This is a genomic window from Actinomadura sp. NPDC023710, from assembly GCF_040639875.1.
Lineage (GTDB): Bacteria > Actinomycetota > Actinomycetes > Streptosporangiales > Streptosporangiaceae > Spirillospora > Spirillospora citrea.
The window spans coordinates 66,632-83,302 of record NZ_JBFAGB010000007.1 but is presented as its reverse complement, the minus strand read 5'-3'; the positions used below and the strand labels follow the sequence as shown (position 1 = coordinate 83,302).

At 71.8% G+C, this 16,671-nt stretch carries 16 protein-coding genes; 4 read left to right on the top strand and 12 right to left on the bottom strand.

Features of this window, described 5'->3' with window-relative positions; all coding sequences use genetic code 11:
* Window positions 1-189: 189 nt before the first annotated feature.
* Complete coding sequence (locus tag AB0H37_RS10400; protein WP_179837457.1) at window positions 190-1,185, bottom strand: stage II sporulation protein M; 996 nt, start codon at window positions 1,183-1,185, stop codon at window positions 190-192.
* 71 nt (window positions 1,186-1,256) lie between these two features.
* Between AB0H37_RS10400 and AB0H37_RS10395 the strand changes: the two genes are divergently transcribed.
* Both AB0H37_RS10395 and AB0H37_RS10390 read left to right on the top strand, forming a co-directional pair.
* Window positions 1,257-2,294 (top strand): RDD family protein, encoded by a 1,038-nt coding sequence (locus AB0H37_RS10395; protein ID WP_360612203.1) that lies wholly within the window; start codon window positions 1,257-1,259, stop codon window positions 2,292-2,294.
* A gap of 63 nt (window positions 2,295-2,357) precedes the next feature.
* Window positions 2,358-3,767, top strand: coding sequence for a cellulase family glycosylhydrolase (locus AB0H37_RS10390; RefSeq protein ID WP_360612202.1), 1,410 nt, complete (start codon window positions 2,358-2,360; stop codon window positions 3,765-3,767).
* On the opposite strand, the gene AB0H37_RS10385 is transcribed toward AB0H37_RS10390, so the two are convergent.
* The 4 genes from AB0H37_RS10385 to ahcY (AB0H37_RS10370) form a co-directional block, all read right to left on the bottom strand.
* Window positions 3,764-4,768: a hypothetical protein gene (locus AB0H37_RS10385; RefSeq protein ID WP_360612201.1), complete on the bottom strand. Its 1,005-nt coding sequence runs from the start codon at window positions 4,766-4,768 to the stop codon at window positions 3,764-3,766. The genes AB0H37_RS10390 and AB0H37_RS10385 overlap by 4 nt on opposite strands.
* A 44-nt stretch (window positions 4,769-4,812) precedes the next feature.
* The gene (locus tag AB0H37_RS10380) at window positions 4,813-5,388 is read right to left on the bottom strand and encodes a hypothetical protein (RefSeq protein ID WP_329085773.1); all 576 of its coding nucleotides are present in this window, start codon (window positions 5,386-5,388) and stop codon (window positions 4,813-4,815) included.
* A gap of 3 nt (window positions 5,389-5,391) precedes the next feature.
* Window positions 5,392-6,648 carry an adenosylhomocysteinase gene (ahcY, locus tag AB0H37_RS10375; protein WP_329085771.1) on the bottom strand — a complete coding sequence of 419 codons (1,257 nt, stop codon included), beginning with the start codon at window positions 6,646-6,648 and terminating at the stop codon, window positions 5,392-5,394.
* 417 nt (window positions 6,649-7,065) lie between these two features.
* Window positions 7,066-8,496 carry an adenosylhomocysteinase gene (gene ahcY / locus AB0H37_RS10370; protein WP_360612200.1) on the bottom strand — a complete coding sequence of 477 codons (1,431 nt, stop codon included), beginning with the start codon at window positions 8,494-8,496 and terminating at the stop codon, window positions 7,066-7,068.
* A gap of 160 nt (window positions 8,497-8,656) precedes the next feature.
* Here ahcY (AB0H37_RS10370) and AB0H37_RS10365 point away from each other — a divergent pair, with 160 nt between their 5' ends.
* Complete coding sequence (locus tag AB0H37_RS10365) at window positions 8,657-9,007, top strand: MerR family transcriptional regulator (protein WP_360612199.1); 351 nt, start codon at window positions 8,657-8,659, stop codon at window positions 9,005-9,007.
* 202 nt (window positions 9,008-9,209) lie between these two features.
* On the opposite strand, the gene AB0H37_RS10360 is transcribed toward AB0H37_RS10365, so the two are convergent.
* From AB0H37_RS10360 to AB0H37_RS10330, 7 genes are all read right to left on the bottom strand, one after another.
* Complete coding sequence (locus AB0H37_RS10360; protein WP_329085765.1) at window positions 9,210-9,881, bottom strand: response regulator transcription factor; 672 nt, start codon at window positions 9,879-9,881, stop codon at window positions 9,210-9,212.
* Window positions 9,882-9,914: 33 nt separating this feature from the next.
* Window positions 9,915-11,465 carry a histidine kinase gene (locus AB0H37_RS10355; RefSeq protein ID WP_360612198.1) on the bottom strand — a complete coding sequence of 517 codons (1,551 nt, stop codon included), beginning with the start codon at window positions 11,463-11,465 and terminating at the stop codon, window positions 9,915-9,917.
* Between the two features lie 398 nt (window positions 11,466-11,863).
* A complete protein-coding gene (locus AB0H37_RS10350) occupies window positions 11,864-12,826 on the bottom strand; it encodes a cation diffusion facilitator family transporter (protein WP_329085761.1) in 963 nt (320 codons plus the stop codon).
* The gene (locus AB0H37_RS10345) at window positions 12,827-13,966 is read right to left on the bottom strand and encodes an SIS domain-containing protein (protein WP_360612197.1); all 1,140 of its coding nucleotides are present in this window, start codon (window positions 13,964-13,966) and stop codon (window positions 12,827-12,829) included.
* Window positions 13,963-14,145, bottom strand: coding sequence for a Trm112 family protein (locus AB0H37_RS10340; RefSeq protein ID WP_089315918.1), 183 nt, complete (start codon window positions 14,143-14,145; stop codon window positions 13,963-13,965). Before AB0H37_RS10340 ends, AB0H37_RS10345 begins: the two co-directional genes overlap by 4 nt.
* Window positions 14,146-14,206: 61 nt before the next feature.
* Window positions 14,207-15,562, bottom strand: coding sequence for a phosphomannomutase/phosphoglucomutase (locus AB0H37_RS10335; RefSeq protein ID WP_360612196.1), 1,356 nt, complete (start codon window positions 15,560-15,562; stop codon window positions 14,207-14,209).
* A gap of 122 nt (window positions 15,563-15,684) precedes the next feature.
* Window positions 15,685-16,065, bottom strand: coding sequence for a DUF3499 domain-containing protein (locus AB0H37_RS10330; protein ID WP_138644054.1), 381 nt, complete (start codon window positions 16,063-16,065; stop codon window positions 15,685-15,687).
* Window positions 16,066-16,238: 173 nt separating this feature from the next.
* Here AB0H37_RS10330 and AB0H37_RS10325 point away from each other — a divergent pair, with 173 nt between their 5' ends.
* Complete coding sequence (locus tag AB0H37_RS10325; protein WP_360612195.1) at window positions 16,239-16,667, top strand: metallopeptidase family protein; 429 nt, start codon at window positions 16,239-16,241, stop codon at window positions 16,665-16,667.
* Window positions 16,668-16,671: the final 4 nt, after the last annotated feature.

Genomic DNA, 16,671 nt, shown 5'->3' with positions numbered 1-16,671 from the left:
GAACCTGATCGCGCAGCGAGCCGCAAGGCGAGACGAAGCGATGCCAGCGATCGCCCGCGGTGCCCGACGATGGAGGGCCGCCAGGCCCGAAGGAGGAGGGCACTGCAATAAACACAGCGATGCCAGCGATCGCCCGCTTTTATCGACGATGGAGGGCCGCCAGGCCCGAAGGAGGAGAAAAAAGCAAAATCAACCAGACACGGGCGCGAGATCCGGGTGGAGGTCGGAGTCGCCGGTTTCGCCCTGGCGGACGGCGCGGCGGCCCAGGACGATCACGTAGGCGAGGAAGGCGGCCTCGGCGATGACGCCGATGGTGATGCGCAGCCAGGTGATGTGGACCCAGCCGGTCACGAAGCCCTCGATGAGGCCGGACACGAGCAGCACCGCGATGAGGCCGAGGGCGATGCTGACGGCGGCGCGGCCCTCCTCGGCGAGGGCCTGGCCGCGGCGGCGCGGGCCCGGGTCGATGATCGTCCAGCCGAGCTTGAGGCCCCCGGCGCAGGCGAGGTAGACGGCGGTCAGCTCCAGCAGGCCGTGCGGGAGGATCAGGCCGAAGAACACCCCGCCCTTGCCGTAGGCGAACATCAGGCCGCCGCTGATCCCGAGGTTGACCTGGTTCAGCAGCAGGACGTAGACGGTCGGGATGCCGAGCAGGATCCCGAAGATGAGCGCGGTCGCCGACACCCAGGCGTTGTTGACCCACACCTGGAACGCGAACGAGGACGCGGAGTGCTCGGTGTAGTAGTTCGCGAAGTCGTGCTCGACGAGTTCGCGGATCTCGTCCGGCGTCCCGATGGTCGCCTGTACGTCGGGGCTGTGCACGACCCAGATCGCCAGGGCGAGCGACAACAGGTTGCCGAGAACGGCACTGCCGAGCCACCACCACCGCATCCGGTACGCGGCCGCCGGGAACGACACGGTCGCGAAGCGGGTGACGTCGCGCCAGAGCGGCGCCTGCGCGCCGCCCACCGCGGCCCTGCCGCGCGCCACCAGCGACGACAGCCGCCCCACGAGCTGCGGGTCGGGCGAGCTGGAGCGGACGACCGACAGGTGCGTCGCCGTGCGCTGGTAGAGATCGACCAGTTCGTCGGCTTCCGCGCCGGTCAGCCTGCGGCTGCGGTTGATGAGCCGTTCGAGGCGCAGCCATTCGGCGTTGTGCGCGGCCACGTAGGCGTCGACGTCCACCCGGCGAGACTAACGCCTCGGCCCGCCGAACCGGCACAATGGTCAATCCGCCCGCGTTGGAGGGACAGGACATGGCCGATCTCGTCACCGGCGAGGCCGTCGCGCTCGACATCCGGGTCGCGCGACTGGCCAGCCGGGCCTGCGCCATCCTCCTCGACCTGCTCTTCCAGATGGTGCTGCTGAACATCGTCGTCTACGTCACGGCGATGACCTCGCTGGTGGCCGACGACGCCTGGACGGTCGGGCTGACGCTCCTCGCCGTCGTCGCGGTGATCGTCGGGTATCCCTGCGCGTTCGAGACGCTGTCGCGGGGGCGGACGCTGGGCAAGATGGCCGTCGGGCTCCGCGTCGTCGGCGACGACGGCGGGCCGGTCCGGTTCCGGCAGGCGCTGGTGCGGGCGCTCGCCGGGTTCGTCGAGTTCTGGATGTTCTACGGCTCGCCCGCGCTGATCACGTCGTTCTGCAACCGGCGCGGCAAGCGGCTCGGCGACCTGTTCGCCGGGACGATCGTCATCCAGGAGCGGGTGCCCGCGTCGGCGCTGCTGGGTCCCGTCGCGGTGATGCCGCCGCAGCTCGCCTGGTGGGCGCGGAACCTGGAGCTGTCCATGCTGTCGGACGAGCTGGCGATGACGGCCCGGCAGTACCTGTCGCGGTTCTGGGAGCTGCTGCCGGAAGTCCGCGACTCGCTGGGGCAGCGGATCGCCTCGCAGGTCGTCGTGGTGGTGAGCCCGCCACCGCCGCCGGGGGTGCGGCCCGAGATCCTGCTGTCGGCCGTCCTCGCCGAGCGCCGCCACCGCGAGGAGCTGCGGCTCGCCGAGCGCCGGGCGCGCCGGATGCGCCGGTTGGGCCTTCCCGCCTGGGGCACCGCCCCCGTGCCCGTCCCGGCGATGGCGATGGCGGGGCCCGCGCCCTACGGCCCGCCGCGGCAGGGGCCGCCCGCTCCGCCGCCGTTCAGTGCTCCCCAGCCCGGCCGGCCGCGGTTCCTTCCGCCGAACGACTACGGCGCCGGGCCGTACCAGAACGTGCTGAACGCACCCCGGCCGCCCGTGCCGTATCCGGCGGGGCCCGCCGGCGGTCCGCCGCCGCAGCGCCCGCATCCGGGTTACTGACAAGATTGTCAATAGCAGCCGGAACTCCTAGAATCCGAAGAAATTTCAGGTTCAGGAGGCGGCATGCGCGTCCGTACTGCCCTCGGCGGGGTCGTCCTCGCGGCGCTCACCCTGACCCCGCCGGCCTCGGCCACGGCGCCCGCACACGCGGAGACCGCGCCGCTGCCCGCCATCACCGACGACCAGGGCAGGACCCTCCTCCTGCACGGCCTCAACACCGCGGGCAGCGCCAAGGGTCCGGGCGGGTTGCCCTGGGTGAAGCGGGAGGACGTCGTCCGGGAGGCTCGGGATCTGGGCACGAACTCCGTCCGGTACCTGGTCCAGTGGAAGAACGTGGAGCCGGAGCCCGGTCACTACGACGACGCCTATCTGGACGACGTCGCCGAACGTGTCGCCTGGTACGGCGAGCAGGGCATGCACGTCATCCTCGACATGCACCAGGACATCTACGGTCCGGCCGCGTGCGAGGGTTCCGGTAACGGCGCCCCGGCTTGGGCCACTTTCACCGACGGACTGCCCTGCACACCGCAGGACCCATGGGTGCTGACGTATCTCCAGCCCGCCATCCTGCGCGCCTACGACAACTTCTGGAACAACACCGGCAAGCACCCGGAACTGGTGCGGCGCTACACCGCGATGTGGGAGCACGTAGCGCAACGCTTCTCCCGCGTCCCTGCCGTACTGGGCTACGACCTCATCAACGAGCCGTTCGGCGGGACGCGCCAGTTCGGCTTCTTCGAAGGCCCGATCCTGACGCCCTTCTACCAGGGCGTCGTCAACGCGATCCGCGAGGTGGACGGCGACAACTGGGTGTTCGTCGAACCGCAGGCGCTCGGCCCGAACGAGGGCGCGGAGACCTCCCTGGGTGCTGTCCGGGACCCGCGCCCCGGTGGGCCCCGGATCGTCCTTGCGCCGCACTTCTATCCGGGTGGGGTCGACCTGGGCGGCTCATACGACGGCGTGGCGAAGATGCTCGTCCAAGCGCAGTTCACGCTCTGGAAGCGGAACATGCCCGCCGCCGCACGGCGCATGAACGCGCCGATGTGGCTGGGCGAGGTCGGCGGCATGGGGCAGGACGCTCCGGGCGCCGCCGATTTCACCGGCGACTGGCTCTCCATGGCGGACGAACTCGGCATCGGCTGGGCGTACTGGTCGAACGACCCGGGCTCCTCCGGAGTCACCGACGGCAAGGGCGAGCCGACCCTCTTCGCGAAACTGCTCGCCCGGCCCTACCCGCGGGCGGTCGCCGGCACGCTCACGAACGTCGCCCACGCGTCGGGCACGCTCACGGTGACCTGGCGCAACAAGCCCGGCGTGGCAGGCCCCACGGAGATCTGGTTCCCGTCCACCCCGAAGGTCACCTCGACCGACCCGGACGGGACGTGGCGGACGACCTGGGACGCGACGCGCCACGTCCTGTCGGTGTGGGCCGACCCCGGTAGACCGTCCCACACCCTCACGGTGAGGCCCTAGCCCGGGAGCGAGCGCAGCTTCTCGGTCAGCGTCGGGCGCAGCTTCTTCAGGCACAGCACCGGCCGGAAGGAACCTTCGCTCGTCATGTAGTCGGTGGCCTCGGCCGGGCACTCCTTCGTTGTGGCCACCCTGCCGACGACCTTCGCTATGGCGTCGCTGGACTCGCACTGGGCCTTGTCGAGATCACCGACGTTGAACGACGGATCCTCGATGCAGTCGCCCGGGGACAGCACGCCGCCGCCCGCGCCCAGGCACAGCACCGGGTCCGCCACGTTCCCGCCGCCGAAGGACCTCATCTTCATGGTCTCCAGCGTCTTGGCCGGGCACGCGCTCTCCGCGCCGACGCGCGCGATCAGCTTGCCGTACCAGTCCGGCTCGGAGCACGGCTGCTCCTTGCCGAAGCCGATGGAGCCGCTGCTCACGCAGTCGCCCGCCGAGAGGAACGCCCCGCCCGCGCCGGGGTCGCCCGGGTGGGAGCCCTTGAGGTTGCGCACGCACGCCTCGTAGTAGGTCTTGTCCTCCTTCTCGGCGCGGACGTTCGTGAAGCCGTCCGTGCCGCTCGGGCAGTCGGGCTCGGCACGCGAGCCGAACTGGAAGGCCGACGCCTCCTTCTTGCCGACGACCTTCACCACCTTGGCCTTCGCCTCGGCGTCGTCGCAGCTCACCCGGAGGCTCGGCGGGATCCTCTTGCCGTCGTCCATCCCGAACCCGGTGTCCACGCACTGCTCGGCCTTCACCGGGCCGGTCGGCGCGCCCGTCCCGTGGAGCGCCAGGAAGGCCACGCCCGCCAGCACGACCACGCCCGCGACCGCCACGGCCGCCCACACGACCGGCGAGGGCCGCTTCACCGGCGGCGGGCCCTGCGGCCCGGCGGGCGGAAACGGACCGGGCATCGGCGGGCCGGGCATCGGCGGGCCGCTCATCGGCGGCCGCCCCTGGCCGTGTCCCTGCGCCTGCCCCTGCCCCTCCGGCACCTGCCCGTACACCGCCACAACCCCCATACCTGATCTTGTCGGACGAGTACGAGAAGATACCGCATGCCTGGTCAGGGCAGGTTCGGCGGGGACTCCAGGGCGGTGAGCTCGATCCCGGGCGCGGCCAGCACGACGTCCCCGGCCCTGTGCACCGACTCGACCTCGCCCGTGGACAGATCGGTGACCTCGTACTCCGAGACGGAGAGCGGCCCGGTCTCCGTCTCGTGGACGGACGTCCCCGCCAGCCGCCAGCGCCACAGGGCCGTCAGCGCCGACAGCGACGTCCCGCTCAACCGGACGAGGCGGACATCGGTCTGCGCGCCCTCGTCCAGTTCCAGGGAACGGGCGACGGCGACGAGGAACCCCGGTGAGTCGTGAAGGAAGCCCGACGCCCGCTCGCTGTGCTCGGTGCCCGTCTCCCCGGCCGCGCGCACCCAGGCCAGCGCGCGTCCGGTCACGCCGCCGCGCACCCACCAGCCGGGCGTGACGACCTCGACGCGGATCTGGCGCCAGCGCGCGTCCACGACGAGGTCCACGCGGACGCCGTCGGAGCGCGCGGAGGTGTACCGCCACCCGGCGGGCCCGGGCGCGCACTGGAAGCGCTCCTCGAGCCCCCCGTCGAGATGCAGGTACGTCCCGGCCGGCACGGCTCAGGATCCGATGCGCCAGGAGTGCAGATAGTCCTCCTGGTCCGGGGTCAGCAGGTCGATGGAGACCGACATCGAGTCCAGCTTGAGCCGCGCGACCTCCGTGTCGATCTCCTTCGGCACGTCGTGGACGGCCGGGGACAGCGACGCGTGGGCCGTGGCGAGCCACGCGCACGTGAGGGCCTGGTCGGCGAACGACATGTCCATCACGGCCGCCGGATGCCCCTCCGCGGCTGCCAGATTGACGAGACGGCCCTCCGCCAGCAGCACCAGGCGCCGCCCGTCGGCCAGCACGTACTCGTCGGTCTGCGGCCGGATCCCGTGGTGGACCTCCACGGCCATGTCGCTGAGGGCCCGCACGTCGATCTCGACGTCGAAGTGCCCGGAGTTCGCGAGGATGGCCCCGTCCTTCATCACGGCGAGGTGGTCGGCGTTCACGACGTCGCGGTTCCCGGTGACCGTGATGAAGACGTCGCCCTCCACGGCGGCCTCGGCCATGGGCAGGACGGCGAAACCCTGCATCGTCGCGTCCAGCGCCTTCACCGGGTCGATCTCGGTGACGACGACGCGCGCGCCGAGGCCGCGCGCCCGCTCGGCCAGGCCGCGCCCGCAGTAGCCGAAGCCCGCGATGACCACGGTCTTGCCGGCCAGCAGCGTGTTCGTCGCGCGCACGATCCCGTCGAGCGTCGACTGGCCCGTCCCGTACCGGTTGTCGAACATGTGCTTGGTGTCGGTGTCGTTCACGGCGACCACGGGGAACCTCAGCGCGCCCTCGCGGGCCATCTGGTGCAGCCGGATGACGCCCGTCGTCGTCTGCTCGCACCCCGCCTTCACGGTGCCGAGCAGATCCGTCCGGTCGGTGTGCAGGGTGTTGACCAGGTCGCACCCGTCGTCCAGGACGAAGTCGGGCTCGGTCTCCAGTGCCTGGTGGATGTGCGCGTAGTACCCCTCGCGGTCGGTGCCCGCGCGCGCGAACACCTCGGCCCCGTACTCCTCCACCAGCGCCGCGGCGGTGTCGTCCTGCGTGGACAGCGGATTGGAGGCCGCCAGCGCCACGCTCGCACCTCCCGCCTGGAGGGTGCGGATGAGCCCGGCGGTCTCGGTCGTGATGTGCATGCACGCCGCGACCTTCAACCCGTCCAGCGGCCGCTCGGCGGCGAACCGCTCCCGGATCTGCCGCAGCACCGGCATGCTCCGATCCGCCCACTCGATCCGCTTGACGCCCTCATACGCCAACGACCGATCCGCGATATCGCTCATCACCACACCCTCACGAAGTAGCTGCCGGACGGGGGACCCCCCGCCCGGCAGCCGCAAGACAAGCCCACTCCCCCAGCCCAACCGTCAACCAAAACGGAACGATGCCAGCGATCACCACAAAGCAGCGACCTCAGCCACCGCAGCCACCCCGCGACAACCTGGGTGGCCGCGATCGCGTCCGAAGGCAGATTCGAGCGAAGCAAGAATCTGATCGCGCAGCGAGCCGCCAAGGCGAGACGGAGCGATGCCAGCGATCGCCGCGGTGCCCGACGATGGAGGGCCCTCCGGGCCCGAAGGAGGAGGGCACTGCCATAGGCACAGCAGCGAGCCGCCAAGGCGAGACGGAGCGATGCCAGCGATCGCCGCTTTTATCGACGATGGAGGGCCGCCAAGGCCCGAAGGAGGAGAAAAAGGCAATCAGTACCTGTAGTGGTCGGGCTTGTAGGGGCCCTCGACGTGGACGCCGATGTAGGACGCCTGCTCCTTGGTGAGCTCGGTGAGCTTGACGCCGAGGGCGTCGAGGTGGAGGCGGGCGACCTTCTCGTCCAGGTGCTTGGGCAGGACGTAGACGCCGATCGGGTACTCGTCGGTCTTGGTGAACAGCTCGATCTGCGCGATGACCTGGTTCGTGAAGGAGTTGGACATCACGAACGACGGGTGGCCGGTGGCGCAGCCGAGGTTCATCAGGCGGCCCTCGGCGAGGACGAGGATGGAGTGGCCGTCGGGGAAACGCCACTCGTGCACCTGCGGCTTGATCTCGATCTTCTCGATGCCCGGCGTCCTGGCGAGGCCGGTCATGTCGATCTCGTTGTCGAAGTGCCCGATGTTGGACACGATCGCCTGGTGCTTCATCCGGCCCATGTGCTCGGCCGTGATGATGTTGAAGTTGCCGGTGGTGGTGACGAAGATGTCGGCGCGGTCGACGACGTCGTCCAGGGTGGTGACCTGGAAGCCGTCCATCGCGGCCTGGAGCGCGCAGATGGGGTCGATCTCGGTGACGATGACGCGGGCGCCCTGGCCGCGCAGCGCGTCGGCGCAGCCCTTGCCCACGTCGCCGTAGCCGCAGACGACGGCGACCTTGCCGCCGATGAGCACGTCGGTGGCGCGGTTGAGGCCGTCGATGACCGAGTGGCGGCAGCCGTACTTGTTGTCGAACTTCGACTTGGTGACCGAGTCGTTGACGTTGATCGCCGGGAAGGCGAGGGTGCCGGCCTTCGCCATCTCGTAGAGGCGGTGGACGCCGGTGGTGGTCTCCTCGGTGACGCCCTTGATCGCGGCGGCGGCCTCGGTCCAGCGGCCGGGCTTGTCGGCGATGGTGCGGCGCAGGGTGTCGAGGATGATGCCCCACTCCTCGGGGTCGTCCTCGGTGGCGGTCGGCACGGCGCCCGCCTTCTCGTACTCGGCGCCCTTGTGGACGAGGAGCGTCGCGTCGCCGCCGTCGTCCAGGATCATGTTGGGGCCGGTGCCGTCCGGCCACTGCAGGGCCTGGTCGGTGCACCACCAGTACTCTTCGAGCGTCTCGCCCTTCCACGCGAACACCGGGACGCCCTTCGGGTCGTCGACGGTGCCCTCCTTGCCGACGACGATGGCGGCGGCGGCGTGGTCCTGGGTGGAGAAGATGTTGCAGGACACCCAGCGGACGTCGGCGCCGAGCTCGACCAGCGTCTCGATCAGCACGGCCGTCTGGATCGTCATGTGCAGCGAGCCCATGATCTTGGCGCCGCGCAGCGGCTTGGCGGCGGAGTACTCCTCGCGCACCGCCATCAGGCCCGGCATCTCGTGCTCGGCGAGCCGGATCTCCCGGCGCCCGAAGTCGGCCAGCGACAGGTCGGCGACCTTGTAGTCCATGCTTTCGTTGCTCCCTTGGTCATGTGCGCGCCGTCGGGTACGCGAGGGTCGTGACGGGCGAGTGCACGGCCGCGTCAACGGGGGCGAGTCTACGGGCGGTGCGCGTCCCAAGGCACGGTCGGGGGCGACTTCCTGACACTAATTTGTCAGAATTGCCGCCATGCGTATCACGGAGGCCGCCCGGCGGCTCGGCACCTCGCCCCGGATGCTCCGGTACCGCGAGGCCCTCGGGCTGCTGCCCGTCACCCGCGAAGCCGCCCTCACCAGGCGGGGAGGCGGCCATCGCCGTTTCGGGGACGCCGAACTGCGCGCCGTCGCGCTGGCCCTGGCTCTGGAGAAGCGCTACGACATCGGCCCCGCCGAACTGGCCTTCGGCCTGCGGGTCCTTGCCGAACCCCAGGTCCAGGCCCACGTGCGCGAACTGGGCGAGCGCATAGGCCGCCTCTCCGCCCCGCCCACCCGAGCCCTGGACTTCGAAAAGGAGAAGGCCATGCGCCTCCTGCGCCGCTGAGCCTATGGCGGTGCCCTCCTCCTTCGGGCCTGGCGGCCCTCCATCGTCGGGCACTGCGGGCGATCGCTGGCATCGCTCCGGCTCGCCTTGCGGCTCGCTGCGCGATCAGATTCTTGCTTCGCTCGAATCTGCCTTCGGACGCGATCGCGATCACTCAGGTTGTCGCGGGGTTGAAGAGGTGGCTAAGGCGGTGGGGGGAGAGTCAGCTTCCGCTCTCTCCCGGGACCACTACGCCGGATTCGTAGGCGAGCATGACCGCTTGGGCGCGGTCGCGGAGGCCCAGCTTGGTGAAGACGCGTGCCACGTGCGTCTTCACCGTGTGCTCGCTGACGAAGAGGCGCTGCGCGATCTCGCCGTTGGACAGCCCGCCCGCGATCAGGACGAGCACCTCGGTCTCGCGGGCGGTCAGCGTCGACAGCTCCGACGGCGCCTGTGGGCGGTTGCGCCGCTGCTTGGTGAACTCACGGACCAGCCGTCCCGTGACCTGCGGGGCCAGCAGGGAGTCGCCGCGCGCCACCACCCGGACCGCCGACACCAGCTCGTCCGCGGTCGCGTCCTTCAGCAGGAAGCCGCTGGCGCCGACGGCGAGCGCCTCGTAGACGTACTCGTCCACGTCGAACGTGGTGAGGACCAGCACCCGGACGTTCTCCGAGCCGGGCAGCGCGAGGATGCGGCGGGTGGCCTCGATGCCGTCCATGCCGGGCATCCGGATGTCCATCACGACCACGTCGGGGCGGCGGTGCTCGGCGAGCGCGACGGCCTCGCGGCCGTCGCCGGCCTCGCCGATCACGGTGATGTCGTCCTGGGCGGCGAGCAGGGCGGCGAACCCGGCCCGCACGATCGTCTGGTCGTCGACGATCAGCACGTTGATCACAGCGGCCGCCCCGGAGGCGGGGGGACGGCGGGGTCAGGGGCGGCCGGGCGGCGCCTGCGAACCGTTTCCACGGATGGAATTCCCCTCACTCGTCACCGGAAGCTCGGCCTCCACCAGGAACCCGCCCTGGGTGGCCGGGCCGGCGGAGAACCGCCCGCCCAGCATGGTCGCACGTTCCCGCATCCCCACGAGGCCGTGCCCGCCACCCGAGCCGGACGTCTCCAGCCGCGTGCGCCCGGCCTCGGCCGGGGCCGGGGCCGGGGTGTTCGGTCCACCTGTACGGGAACCGGGATCCCGCGGGTTCAGGACCTGGGTGGCCGCGGAGGCGCCGTTGTCCTGGACGCGGACCGCGAGCCGGTCGGGCAGGAACGTCAGGTCGACGCGGACGCCCGCCCCGGGCGCGTGCCGCCGCGCGTTGGTCAGCGCCTCCTGGACGATCCGGTACGCCGACAGCTCCACCGTCGTGGACAGGGCGCGCGGGTCGCCGTGCACGGCGAGGTCGACATGGCCTCCGGCGCCGCGGTGCTGCTCGATCAGGTCGGGCAGCCGGTCCAGGCGCGGCTGCGGCGAGTTCGCCGCCTCCGGTTCGGGTGTGGCGTCGGCGCGCAGCACGCTGAGCAGCCGCCGCATCTCCACCAGCGCGTCCCGGGCAGTCTTGGCGATCTCGGTGTAGCCGGCGCGGGCCTCGGGCGAGAGGTTCTCCATCGTGTACGGGGCCGTCTCCGCCTGCACGGCGATCATGGAGACGGAGTGCGCGACGACGTCGTGCAGCTCCCGCGCGATGCGGGCGCGCTCCCGCATGACGGCCTGCTCCCGCTGGACGGCGGTGAGCCGGGTGAGGGTCTCGTTGGTGCGCTCGGCGGCCTCGGCCTCGGTCCGGCCGGCGGACTCCACGACGCGCCGCGCGTCCCCGAGCCCGATGGCGGCGAGGACGGCGACGATCGGCGCGGGCCAGGGGATGTCGTCGAGCGTGCCGGTCGCGAGGTAGACGACCCCGAGGGCGGCCACGCTGCCGACCGCGAGCACCCCGGTGGACTGGCGGGGCAGCCTCCGTCCCAGCGCGTACAGCGTGTAGAGGGCCGCGAAGCTCGTCGTGACCAGCAGGAGCTGCCCGGTGAGGAGGCTCGCCGCGACCGCGCTGAGCACGACCGCCGCGACGGCGCGCAGATTCTCCCGGCGCCACACGAGCGGGAGCGTCGCCGCGACCGCGAACCCGCCCGCCAGGCTGATCGGGGAGTCGACGCGCGGCGCCAGCTCCGCCAGCGCCGCGATCGTCAGGGCGAACCCGGTCAGCGGCGCGAAGTACCAGGCGCCGACGACCTCCCGCCACGTGTTGAGCCAGCGGGGCAGCGGCGCCGTCTGCCCTGGCGGGCCCCCGGGGCCGCGTCCCGCTCCGCCGTTCAGCCGCGCGCCGAGCCTGACCGCGAGCGGGCGCAGGAGCGTCCCGATGCCGGTGAGGATCCACAGCAGCAGTTGCCCGACCCCCGCCACGATCCGGCCGGACAGCCGCCACGCGTGGTGCGCGACGGCTGGGCCGAACCCCGCGGGGTCGGGTCCGGTCCGAGCCTTGTCATCGGTGGTCACCCCTCCATACTGACCGCTGAGGCGGGCCACGGCCTCACCGCGCGGGTGTATGCAGATCGCCGGGGTCCGCCTGGAGTACCACCCGCGTTCCCTCCTTGAGGGGGACGTGCGAACGAGAGCCGCGAACGTAGTGTCTTAACCGTGACCGCGACGGTGGCCATCGCCGACGTAGGGGGTTCGGCGGGGGCCGCCGCGGTCACACCAGAACCGCCCGGTTTCAGGGGTCCGGGCGGGGCGGCATGGGAAAGCACCTCGCCGGACGGCCGCGGCTCGCCTCTTCGGAGGCACTCGCCGGTCTCGCCTGGGCTGGGGTTCGGTCGGCGCCTGCGGCGGCCGCCCGGCGAGGGGTCCCATGTCCGGGCGCGGCCCGTGGGACGGGCCGCGCGGAATGTCCCCGGTCAGGACGACGTGGGGGTCTCCGGCCGCTGCGCGTCCACGGCGTGCGTGCGCGACGCCTCGGACAGCGCCGGCTCCAGGTAGATGAGCTTCGCCTCCGGGATCTGCGCCCGGACCCTCGCCTCCGCCGCGTCGATCCCGCGCGCCACGTCGGCGGCCGTGTCGTCGTGGTTGACGGCGATCTTCGCGGCGATGAGCAGCTCGTCCGGGCCCATGTACTCGGTCCTGATGTGGATGAGGTGGTCGACCTCGTCCACCGACTCCAGCGCCTCGATGATCCGCCGCTCGGTCTGCGGGTCGACGCCCTCGCCGATCAGCAGGCTCTTGGTCTCGATCGCCAGGATCGTCGCGACCGCGCCGAGCAGCAGCCCGATCGCCACGGTGCCGACGCCGTCCCAGATGCCGTCGCCGGTGGCCACCGCCATGGAGACGCCGAACAGGGCGAGGAACAGGCCGACGAGGGCGGCGAGGTCCTCCAGCAGGACCACCGGAAGTTCGGGGGCCTTCGCGCGGCGGATGAACGCCCACCACGACTGCTCGCCGCGGACCTCGTTCGACTCCTTGATCGCCGTGCGGAAGGAGAACGTCTCCAGGCCGATCGCGATGATCAGCACCGCGAACGCCCAGACCGGGGACTTGACCTCCTCCGGGTGGGAGATCTTGTGGTAGCCCTCGTAGAGCGAGAACGCCGCGCCGACGGTGAACAGGACGACCGCGACGACGAACGCGTAGAAGTAGCGTTCGCGCCCGTACCCGAAGGGGTGCTGGGGCGTCCGGTCGCGTTCGGACCGCTTGCGGCCGAGCAGCAGCAGCCCCTGGTTCCCGGAGTCGGCCACCGAGTGGATGGACTCGGCCAGCATCGACGACGAACCGGTGAACGCGAACGCGACGGCCTTCGACGCCGCGATCCCGAGGTTGGCGGCCAACGCGGCGACGATGGCCTTCGTTCCACCCTCAGCACTCATCTACGCAATCCTCGCTCTGAACTCTTTGACGGCAGGCTCGGACGCAGGATCCACGCCGAGCGCGATAGCCAAGTAAACCGTGACATAGTCGACCAACGCGATCAGCGACGCGATTCTCTCCAGCGGATGGTCGCCCTCCGCCCGCATCTCGGTGAGCGCCACGCCCCGGGCGCGGGCCAGCGCGGCGGACGCCTCGGCCCATGTGCGCGCCTGCGGATCCTCCACCGCGTCCCGCAGGGTGACCAGGTGCAGGCCGTGCTCCGGTTCGTCCGACCGGTCGCGGAAGAAGTCGTCCGGGTCGGCAGGGGCGCCGGCCCGCGCGAAGAAGCCGTCGAACACCGCGACCTGGTTCTGGCCGGCCTCCGGGAGCTCCCCGAAGACCGCCGGGTACTTGGCGTTCTCGTTGAGCTGGCAGCACATCCGGTACGCCGCCGCCACGGAGACGTCGGAGGTGCCCCACACCAGCGGCACGTCGCCCGCCAGGTCGAGCGCGATGCGCTTGGCCGGGTTGACGAACGGCTCGCTGGACGGACGGCACCGGTGCGCGACGTCCTCCAGCAGCACCGCGGTGGACTCCAGCACGGCGTCGGGGACGTCCGCCAGCCGCAGCGCCCGCGCGGCCAGGAGCAGGGGGACCGTCAGGCCCCACAGGGTGGAGCGCGGCCGCCCGGCGGACCGGACGGGCACGAAGACGCCGCGGCTCCTGCCGGCCAGGTCCGCCAGCGGCGAGTCCTCCCCGCCGACGGCCAGCAGGTGGCAGCCGCGCCGGGCGGCCTCGGCGGCGACCTCCAGCGTCTGCTCGGCGGCTCCCGAGGACGAGACCGCGATGACCAGGTCGGCCGCGCCCACCCAGCCGGGCAGCCGGTGGCCGCGCACCGTCGAGATCGGGACGGCGCAGCCCGTGCCGCACACCGCCGCGAGCACGTCGCCCGGGACGGCGCAGGAGCCGGTGCCGGCGACCACGACCGCGCGGGGGCGGCCGTCCTCGGCCAGCCCGGAGACGCCGGCCTCCGCCGCGGCGCGCCGCGCCTCCCGCACCTGAGCGGCCGACGAGGCGACCTGCCGGAGCATCCCGCCGGGATCCGCCGCCTCGGCCGCCTCCGCGCTCTCCAGCCGCGAGGGGTCGAGGGACACGCTCACGGGGCGGGGGTCCTGGCCTCGTCCACGAGGAGGACGGGGATGTCGTCGCGCACCGGGTAGGCGTAGCCGCAGGAGCCGGTGCACACGAGCTCGTCGGCCTCCTCGTCGGCGCGCAGGTCGCCGCCGCAGTTGGGGCAGGCCAGGATCTCCAGCAGCCAGGAGTCCAGCTTCATCGTCATGGCAGCGTCACATCTCCCTTGCAGTCACTTTCCCGGACCCGGTCACTTCTCCCTGACGCGGTCACTTCTCCCTGACCAGTGCCAGGACCTCGTCGCGGATCGCCGCCATGGTGTCCTCGTCGCCGGCCTCGGCGTTCAGGCGTAGCAGCGGTTCGGTGTTGGACGGCCGCAGGTTGAACCACCATCCCGCGGCGTCGTCGCGCACGGTCAGCCCGTCCAGCTCGTCGACCTCGACGCCGGGCCGGCCGGCGAAGGCGTCCTCGACCTTCGCGGCGGCCGCGGCCTGGTCGTCGACCTCGCTGTTGATCTCACCGGACGCGACGTAGCGGGTGAACTCGCCGAGCAGCTCCGACAGCGGCCCGTCCTGCTGACCGAGGGCGGCGAGGACGTGCATCGCCGCCAGCATGCCGGAGTCGGCGAACCAGAAGTCGCGGAAGTAGAAGTGCGCCGAGTGCTCGCCGCCGAACACCGCGCCGGTCTCGGCCATCGTCTGCTTGATGAAGGAGTGCCCGACCCGCGTGCGGACGGGCGTCCCGCCGTGCTCGGAGATGATCTCCGGAACGGCCTTCGAGGTGATCAGGTTGTGCACGATCGAGGAGCCCGGGTGCTTGGCCAGTTCCCGGGTCGCCACCAGCGCCGTGATCGCCGACGGGGAGACGATCTCGCCGCGCTCGTCCACCACGAAGCAGCGGTCGGCGTCGCCGTCGAAGGCGAGGCCGATGTCGGCGCCGGTCTCGCGGACCTTGGCCTGAAGGTCGCGCAGGTTCTCCGGCTCGATCGGGTTGGCCTCGTGGTTGGGGAAGGTGCCGTCCAGCTCGAAGTACAGCGGGACCAGGTCGATCGGAAGGCCCTCGAACACCGGGGGGACGGTGTGGCCGCCCATGCCGTTGCCCGCGTCCACGACGACCTTGAGCGGGCGGATGGACGACAGGTCGACCAGCGTCTTGAGGTGGTCGGCGTAGCCCTTCAGGATGTCGCGCCGCGTCACCGTGCCGGGCTCGCCGTCGTAGGCGGGGACGCCGTTCTCGATCATCTCGCGGATCTCGCCGAGGCCGGTGTCGCGGCCGACGGGCCGGGCGCCGGCGCGGCACAGCTTCAGCCCGTTGTACCGGGCCGGGTTGTGGCTGGCGGTGAACATGGCGCCGGGCAGGTCGAGGCTGCCGCTGGCGTAGTAGAGCATGTCCGTGGAGCCGAGCCCGGCCTCGATGACGTCCGCGCCCTGAGACGTGGCGCCGCGCGCGAACGCCTCGGCCAGCGGAACCGACGACTCCCGCATGTCGTGGGCGGTGACGACCGCGCTCGCCCCGGTGACGCGGACGAACGCCGCGCCGGTCGCCTCGGCGGTCGCGGGGTCGAGCTCGTCCGGCACCACGCCGCGGATGTCGTACGCCTTGAAGATCTTGGCGAGGTCGCCCACTCCTGCTCCCTGTCCGAAGAACCGTGCGCGGAAAACGGCAGGCTCACGAGCCTACCGGGAAGGGCGGGCGCGACCCGCCGCGATGTCGGACCGGGGATCGGGACGGGGGCGGGGGCCCGCGGTCACTCCTGGCCGGGCTGCGTTCCGGCGGGTTCGGAGCGGAGCACGCGCAGGTGCCCCCGGCGGCCGACCTCGGTGCCCTGGCCGACCGGCTCGTGGCCGGTTCCGGGGGCGGGCCTGGCGGCCTCGCGGACCGCGTCGGCGAGGGCCTCCAGGTCGTCGGCGCTGGGCTCGGACTCCTCCTCGACGGGGAGCCGCACCAGCTCCCACCCCATGGGGGCGGTGAGCCGTTCGGAATGCTCGGCGCACAGGTCGTAGCAGTGCGGCTCGGCGTACGTTGCGAGCGGCCCCAGGACCGCGGTGGAGTCGCGGTAGACGTACGTGAGCGTGAACACTGCGGGCGCCTTGCAGGCGGTGCGGGAGCAAGTGCGGACGGGGCTCACGATGGCTGACCGTACCTCCCCCCACCCGGCTCCGCCACCACCCCGGCGCACGTGTCGCCGTTACCGGGCGATTTCCTTGGTAACAACTACATTCCGTAATGACCTTGTCCACGGACCGTTCCGGGCGGCGCCTTGTGTGGGGGCCGCCGTGCGAGCGGAGGTACTCTTGTGGCGTGCGATCCCGTGTGGCAGGCGTACGGCGCCGCGACCGGCACGGTCGTGGCCTCCGTGGTCCTCTGACGCCCTCGCAGGCGCCGGTCTCACGTACCCGCGCGGAACGGTTCGCCGACCTCGTCGAGGACGAGGTCCGGCGGCTCGGTACGCGCTGGAGCCGCGAACTGGCCCGCGTGGAGTTCGCGGTCGAGGAGGTGCCGGGAGTCGAGCCGCTGTTCGACGGGCCCGTCCCGCTCGGCCAGACCCTCCCCGGCGACGGCGGCCGGCCGGTGCGCATCGTCATCTACCGCCGCCCCGTCGAGGCCCGCGCCGCCGGCGAGGCCGAACTCTCCCAGATGATCCGCGACCTGCTCGTCGAAGAGGTCGCCGACCTGCTCGGCCTCTCCCCCGAGTCCGTCGACCCCAGCTACGACACTCCCGACGACTAACGCC

What these genes read in the sequence shown, in the direction of transcription:
- AB0H37_RS10395 (WP_360612203.1), top strand. Translation starts at nt 1,257, where the DNA reads ATGGCCGATCTCGTCACCGGCGAGGCCGTCGCGCTCGACATCCGGGTC.
- AB0H37_RS10390 (WP_360612202.1), top strand. Translation starts at nt 2,358, where the DNA reads ATGCGCGTCCGTACTGCCCTCGGCGGGGTCGTCCTCGCGGCGCTCACC.
- AB0H37_RS10385 (WP_360612201.1), bottom strand. Translation starts at nt 4,768, where the DNA reads ATGGGGGTTGTGGCGGTGTACGGGCAGGTGCCGGAGGGGCAGGGGCAG.
- ahcY (WP_329085771.1), bottom strand. Translation starts at nt 6,648, where the DNA reads ATGAGCGATATCGCGGATCGGTCGTTGGCGTATGAGGGCGTCAAGCGG.
- ahcY (WP_360612200.1), bottom strand. Translation starts at nt 8,496, where the DNA reads ATGGACTACAAGGTCGCCGACCTGTCGCTGGCCGACTTCGGGCGCCGG.
- AB0H37_RS10365 (WP_360612199.1), top strand. Translation starts at nt 8,657, where the DNA reads ATGCGTATCACGGAGGCCGCCCGGCGGCTCGGCACCTCGCCCCGGATG.
- AB0H37_RS10350 (WP_329085761.1), bottom strand. Translation starts at nt 12,826, where the DNA reads ATGAGTGCTGAGGGTGGAACGAAGGCCATCGTCGCCGCGTTGGCCGCC.
- AB0H37_RS10340 (WP_089315918.1), bottom strand. Translation starts at nt 14,145, where the DNA reads ATGACGATGAAGCTGGACTCCTGGCTGCTGGAGATCCTGGCCTGCCCC.